The following is a 5,498-nucleotide window of genomic DNA, read 5'->3' as shown; positions in this document are numbered from 1 at the left end:
ACCGCCTCCGGAGGCCCAAGAGTTAGCCAAAATAAGAAGTAGGAAACGAGAATATAAGCTTCTTCGTAAAGATAATTAGCTAACTACCTTAGCGAAAACTTAGCGAAAGAGAAGAATTCTCGCCAATTTAAACGTGGCATCAATCCGACTGGCAAGAAGATAGGGAGCATTAAGATAATGCGGAAACAGCGGACTGAAAACAGGGCTAAACAGCAACGAAAACACGCCAGCAACAGCAACCGAACCCCAAAAGGCCCTTCTGCTAAGCCTCCTCGCGCCATACAAAGCAACAACCAAAAGAAGCGGCCCAAAAAGCCATTGATAATGGTCTCCAATCGCCATCATGGCCCAATAGTTGCTCAATGCCAGCTCAAGGAATGGTAAAACAAGAAGGACCATTCTCTTTCCTGCAAAGAGTGGCAAAAAGCCAGTACTCAAAAGAGAAACACTCACAAGATACACCACAAACCGCCAAAGAACCTTCCCCGTGTACCTGTTATAAAAATGAAAGTGCGAAAAATGCGGAATAACCACAAACACGCTTAAACCAATCCAAAACACACCCGCAGCCCCAAAAAGAAAAGCCCATCTAGCGTTCCTTTTGTAATTCAAAGCCAAGAGATAAAGGCCCACCGAGATTGGGAACAAACCCGCATCCTCCCTCACAAGAAGAACCACAAGAGACACCAAGAAGGCCTTCACATACTCTCCCTTTTCAAGATAGTACAAAGAGAGGAAGATAAAAGGCAATGCAAGAGAAACAGCATGAAAATCAAACCTCAAAACGCCCAAAACAAAAGGACTGAAGAGATAAAGGAGCGTAAAAGCAAAGGCCGCATTCTCATCTTTAAGGATTAACTTTGATAGCTTGAAGAAAGGAACCGCCGCGAGAGTTACTGAAAGCGTCTGAAGTACCAAAAGAAGGTCCGCCGAAGGCCATACCTTGTAAAGAGGAAGTATCAAGAGGAGAATGGGTGAATTGTGAACACCAAAATGGCTAACTCCCTCAATGTGATTATAGAAAAAGCCTGCCCCGTGTATCGTTGTTGAGAGACTCTCATTGAAGATAACCAAGTCAGTAGGCGTGTACCCTAAAACCAAGAGAACCTTAACGCGGAAAATAGAGTATAAGGACATGACAACGAAGTAAACAAACAAAACTCCAGCGAGAGCCTTTCGCACGTTTCTCACCTTTCTCCGATGATTCTATGAGGGGGTACGTTTCCGAAGGTTCGGTAATACTTTTCTCTGATTGCTTCTCTGATGACTGCGGACTTGTTTCCTACTCCCAATTTTCTCGAGAGAATTTCTATCATTAATAATGTTTCTCCATCAAAGCTAAAACCTCTCACCATTTTGCCCATCTTCCGCTCACCTCCTTCCGGACTTTTAACTTTTCAAAAAGCTCAAGCTCGGCCCGTTTTACCTCGTGCAGATAGAGCAGGTATTTCAAATGCCGCTCAACATCGCCATGCCAGACTGGCATGGAAAGCCAGCTGTGGAGCTTCGCTCTCCAACCGCCCCTTTTGAGAGTCTCAATGTTCCTTTCAATTGTCATGATTTGCTCTTCTACGAGGCGCCAGGGGCGGAAGAGAGTGTCGTATAATAACAAAGCAAGGTAACCTAACATAATGGCAAGCACTGAGGTAAAGAGCGCCTGCCGAATCAGCTCAATCATCTCGGTCACCTTCCAGGATTTTCTTTAGTTTGTCCACAACTGCAGAATACCATTCATCCGCGAGGAGAGTTTTGTTTAGGTAGTGAGTTGCTCCAACGCGTTCACTTGTGCGTCCTTGAATAAAGTCAGCAATATCTGCGGGGACACCCTGACGGATAAGGAAAGTGTAATGCCATTTTCTTAGAGTGTTTGCGGAAACTCTACGATATCTCACGAGGTCTTTTGCGGTATTGTACTTTACATTCCATGGTTCGAGTTCTTCGAAGAAGTCGAGCGGTCCATATGCCCAAAAGGCCTTCTTTTTGCCCTTTGTCATTGAGAAAATTGGGTACTTCGCGGCTTTTTCGTTGATTATCTGGAGCTTTGTATAATCATATGTTCTAAGAAGTTCAACGGCCTGACTCAGGCGAATTCCTGAAAATACGAGGAGGAGAAATAAAGATTTTGAGATAATTCCACGCTTTTTGACCTCAAGGTAAGCTTTTCTGACTTCATCGTCGCTGATGAAGACTTCTCGCACTCCAACGGGTTTTAGTTTGATGAGCTTCTTGATTTTCTCATAGGTGTTTTCATTAATTATCTCTTCCTTCTCCAAGTATCCTGCGAATTTTCTGAGGGCTTTGGCCAAACATCGTTTCTGTCCCTCTTTTCGGAAGGCCGACTCAAGGTCTCTGAGTGTTTTGATTGTATGCCGACCAAAGAATTTGTCGAGAGCTTTCACGTAGTCTTTCTTTGTTTCTTTGCCTACTTCTCCTGAGAGCCATTCAATAAAGGAGCTTCTTTCTTTGGCCCAAATCTCGTTTAAGCTCCCTTCTAAGCCGGAGGTCGCGGGTTCGAATCCCGCCGGGCCCGCCATAGTTTTTCTGACTTTTAAGTTGTCAGCGGTGTTCTTCGTTAAAGGTCAATGCACATAAAAGTTCCCCGTAGTTAATAGTTGAGCTTAACTCTCCCGGTAATGTCAAATATCTCCTTTTTCGAAGTCCTTATAATCCACCATCCGAAAAATCTTCGAGGTGGTTTCATATGCAGGTTGAGGGTGGTTACTGGGGCAGGATTCTGCGCGTTAACTTGAGCACGGGGGAGATAAAAGTAGAGCCTCTACCCGAGGAGTTCCCAAGGAAGTACCTCGGTGGTGTTGGCTTTGGAACGAGACTCCTCTACGACGAGGTTCCGGCCAAAGCCGACCCTCTCGGGCCTGAGAACAAGATGATTATAACGCCGGGTCTCTTCGTCGGAACGGGAATCGGAACCGGCTCGAAGACGGCCTTCAACTTCAAGAGTCCCCTCACCGGCGGCTACGGCCGTTCAATGGCGGGAGCGAAAATGGGTGAGGAACTCAAGAAGGCCGGCTACGACGTTCTCATCATAGAGGGACAGAGCGATGAGCCGGTTCTCCTCTACATCAAGGACGACGAGGTCAAGCTCGTTCCGGCAAACGATTACTGGGGCCTCACCACCGGCGAGGCCAGAAAGAAGGCCAAGGAGGAGTATCCCGGCTTCGCAACGGCTTTTATCGGTCCGGCAGGCGAGAACCTCAGCCTGATATCAATCATCGATACCGATGAGAGGCAGGCCGCACGCGGTGGTCCCGGAGCCGTCCTCGGAAGCAAGAGGCTCAAGGGAATAGTCGTTAAGGGAACGAAAAAGATACCCATTGCAAAGCCGGACAAGCTCAGGGAGCTTATCTTCTACTGGGCCAAGGTTTTCAAGGACCACCCTGCCACTAAAGCCGACATGGACTACGGAAGCGGCGAGTTCCTCGACTGGATGAACCGCGAGAGGGGAACCTTCCCGGTTAGGAACTGGCAGATGGGCTTCTTCAAAAAGGCATATGAGAAGCTCAAGGAGATGCAGGAGAAAGGTTTGCAGTTCAGGGTTCACATCGAGATTGACCCCTACTACTGGGCGCCCAAGTACCGCGTCGGGAGAAGACCCTGCCCGATGTGCAACAAGCCCTGCAGCCAGTACGTTAAGGTTGAGAGCGAGAGATGGGGCACCTTCATGGTGGACGGCCCAGAGTACGAGACTCTCTACTCCTTCGGCGGAGCACTTGAGCTTGACGACTTTGAAACCGTTGCCTACCTCAACTACCTCGCTGACGAGCTCGGTCTTGACACGATTTCAGCGGGTGTCACCATTGCCTGGGCCATGGAGGCCTACGAGAGGGGCCTTCTCACCAAGGAGGAAACTGACGGTCTCGAGCTGACCTTCGGAAACGGTGAGGCGGCGGTTGAGGCCCTCAAGAAGATGGCCTACCGCGAGGGCAACCTCGGAAAGCTTTTGGCTGATGGCGTCAAGAGGGCCAGTGAGAGGCTCGGAAAGGAGAGCTGGAAGTTCGCGATGCACGTCAAGGGCATGGAGCCTCCGGCGTACGACGTTAGGGGAATTAAGGGAATGGCTTTGGCATTCGCTGTTAGCGTTCGCGGTGCCGACCACCTCACCAGCGGCGCCTACGGAACCGAGCTGGTCGGCAAGTGGTGGAAGTTCGAGGGCGTTGACAGGACTAAGGGCGAGAACAAGGGCTTCGAGATTGCCTTCCACGAGAACCTCATGGCGGTTTACGATGCCACCGGAACGTGCAAGTTCTCGAGGCACATGTACTTCCTCGAGGGCTTCCCCGACCTCATCGAGGCGGTAACGGGAATGAACATCGGCGAGGCCGAGCTGATGGTCATCGGCGAGAGGATAATGAACATAGCGAGAGCCTTCAACGTCCGCGAGGGCTTCACAAGGAAGGACGACACGCTCCCGTACAGGATTATGTGGGAGCCGATTCCGGAGGGACCGAGCAAGGGCCTGCACGTCCCGCCGTGGGAGCTCGACAGGATGCTCGACGAGTACTACCAGGCTCGCGGATGGAGCAGGGACGGAATCCCGACCAAGGCCAAGCTCATGGCCCTCGACCTGCCGGACATCGCGGACGACATTGGAGCGGGAATCTGAAGGTTTTTATCCCCTCCCCCCTTATTCTCCCCGGTGGGGGAAATGGACGAGAAGCTCAGGGCCTGTAAAAACTGCCGCTGGTTCGGGCCGATTGATTCATACTTCCTGACCTACGGGATGTGCAGGAAGCACATGAAGACCGTCCACATGAACTTCGTGTGTAAGGATTGGGAGCCGTTATGGGGCGAGCGCTAAAGCGTCCCTCCAGTCGAAGACTCTCGCGTTCTCTGGCTCCCGTGGGAGGACGCTTCTGTCCGGAACGACAAGGAGGTTAACCTCAGCTCCAGCGCTCTCAAACTTGTTTTCAGCCTTTCTAATATCCCGCTCTCTAAGCTTCTCCTTCCACTTGACCTCGGCGACCAAGTAGAGCCTCCTGTTCTTCACGAGGGCAACGTCGAGCTCAAGTTCCGGCTTCTCGATTCTGACCGGCTGAAGGCCGTAGTGCTGGGCGAAGAGACGTTCAAAGAACACCTCTACGTAGTGGGGCAGTTTTTCCTCCAGCAATCTGCGGACGGTTTTCTGGGGAAGACCGGTCTCGAAGAAACCGTACTTTGCATTAAGGTAGTACGCGAAGTCCACGAGGGGCGATACGTGGCGGTAGCGGTAGACCTTTCTCCTCTTTCCAAAGACTGAGATTCTCTCAAGCAAGCCCATTCCCGCGAGGATTTCTAGATATGGCGCTACAGCTCCCGGGGAAGCGTTCTCCATCAATCCCCGAGAAGATAGCTCCCCCGCTATTTCCCCAGTGCTCACCTTTCCCCCGGCAACGGCCTCAAGGATTGCCCAGTATCTCCTGGTAAGCTCGCGCTCCTCCTCGGTGAATATCTCGCCCACGAGGCCGGGAACGTAGTCCTTGAGAACGGTACCGAGGACGTCA

The 5,498-nt window shown here is 51.0% G+C and carries 6 protein-coding genes and 1 pseudogene; 2 read left to right on the top strand and 5 right to left on the bottom strand.

The genetic code is table 11. From position 1 onward, the window contains the following. Positions 1–99: 99 nt before the first annotated feature. From MVK46_RS09925 to MVK46_RS09910, 4 genes are read right to left on the bottom strand one after another with little or no spacing between them, the layout of a single operon-like run. Positions 100–1,182: a DUF2079 domain-containing protein gene (locus tag MVK46_RS09925; RefSeq protein ID WP_297536515.1), complete on the bottom strand. Its 1,083-nt coding sequence runs from the start codon at positions 1,180–1,182 to the stop codon at positions 100–102. A gap of 5 nt (positions 1,183–1,187) precedes the next feature. Beyond that, positions 1,188–1,364 carry a hypothetical protein gene (locus tag MVK46_RS09920; protein ID WP_297536514.1) on the bottom strand — a complete coding sequence of 59 codons (177 nt, stop codon included), beginning with the start codon at positions 1,362–1,364 and terminating at the stop codon, positions 1,188–1,190. Beyond that, positions 1,349–1,678, bottom strand: a complete 330-nt coding sequence (locus MVK46_RS09915; RefSeq protein WP_297536513.1) for a hypothetical protein — start codon at positions 1,676–1,678, stop codon at positions 1,349–1,351. The genes MVK46_RS09920 and MVK46_RS09915 overlap by 16 nt, the downstream gene beginning before the upstream one ends. Next, positions 1,671–2,534: an integrase gene (locus MVK46_RS09910; RefSeq protein ID WP_297536512.1), complete on the bottom strand. Its 864-nt coding sequence runs from the start codon at positions 2,532–2,534 to the stop codon at positions 1,671–1,673. Before MVK46_RS09910 ends, MVK46_RS09915 begins: the two co-directional genes overlap by 8 nt. 167 nt (positions 2,535–2,701) lie before the next feature. Here MVK46_RS09910 and MVK46_RS09905 point away from each other — a divergent pair, with 167 nt between their 5' ends. Both MVK46_RS09905 and MVK46_RS09900 read left to right on the top strand, forming a co-directional pair. After that, positions 2,702–4,621: an aldehyde ferredoxin oxidoreductase family protein gene (locus MVK46_RS09905; protein ID WP_297536511.1), complete on the top strand. Its 1,920-nt coding sequence runs from the start codon at positions 2,702–2,704 to the stop codon at positions 4,619–4,621. A gap of 42 nt (positions 4,622–4,663) precedes the next feature. Next, the gene (locus tag MVK46_RS09900) at positions 4,664–4,816 is read left to right on the top strand and encodes a hypothetical protein (protein WP_297536510.1); all 153 of its coding nucleotides are present in this window, start codon (positions 4,664–4,666) and stop codon (positions 4,814–4,816) included. Here MVK46_RS09900 and MVK46_RS09895 read toward each other — a convergent pair. Beyond that, positions 4,799–5,498, bottom strand: a pseudogene (locus tag MVK46_RS09895) (ATP-binding protein); the annotation flags it as partial. The gene MVK46_RS09900 and the pseudogene MVK46_RS09895 overlap by 18 nt on opposite strands.

Origin of the sequence: Thermococcus sp., assembly GCF_027066465.1 — an archaeon.
In the GTDB taxonomy this organism is placed as follows: Archaea; Methanobacteriota_B; Thermococci; order Thermococcales; family Thermococcaceae; genus Thermococcus.
The sequence above is the reverse complement of the archived record's forward strand: the minus strand, read 5'-3'. Positions and strand labels throughout refer to the sequence as shown.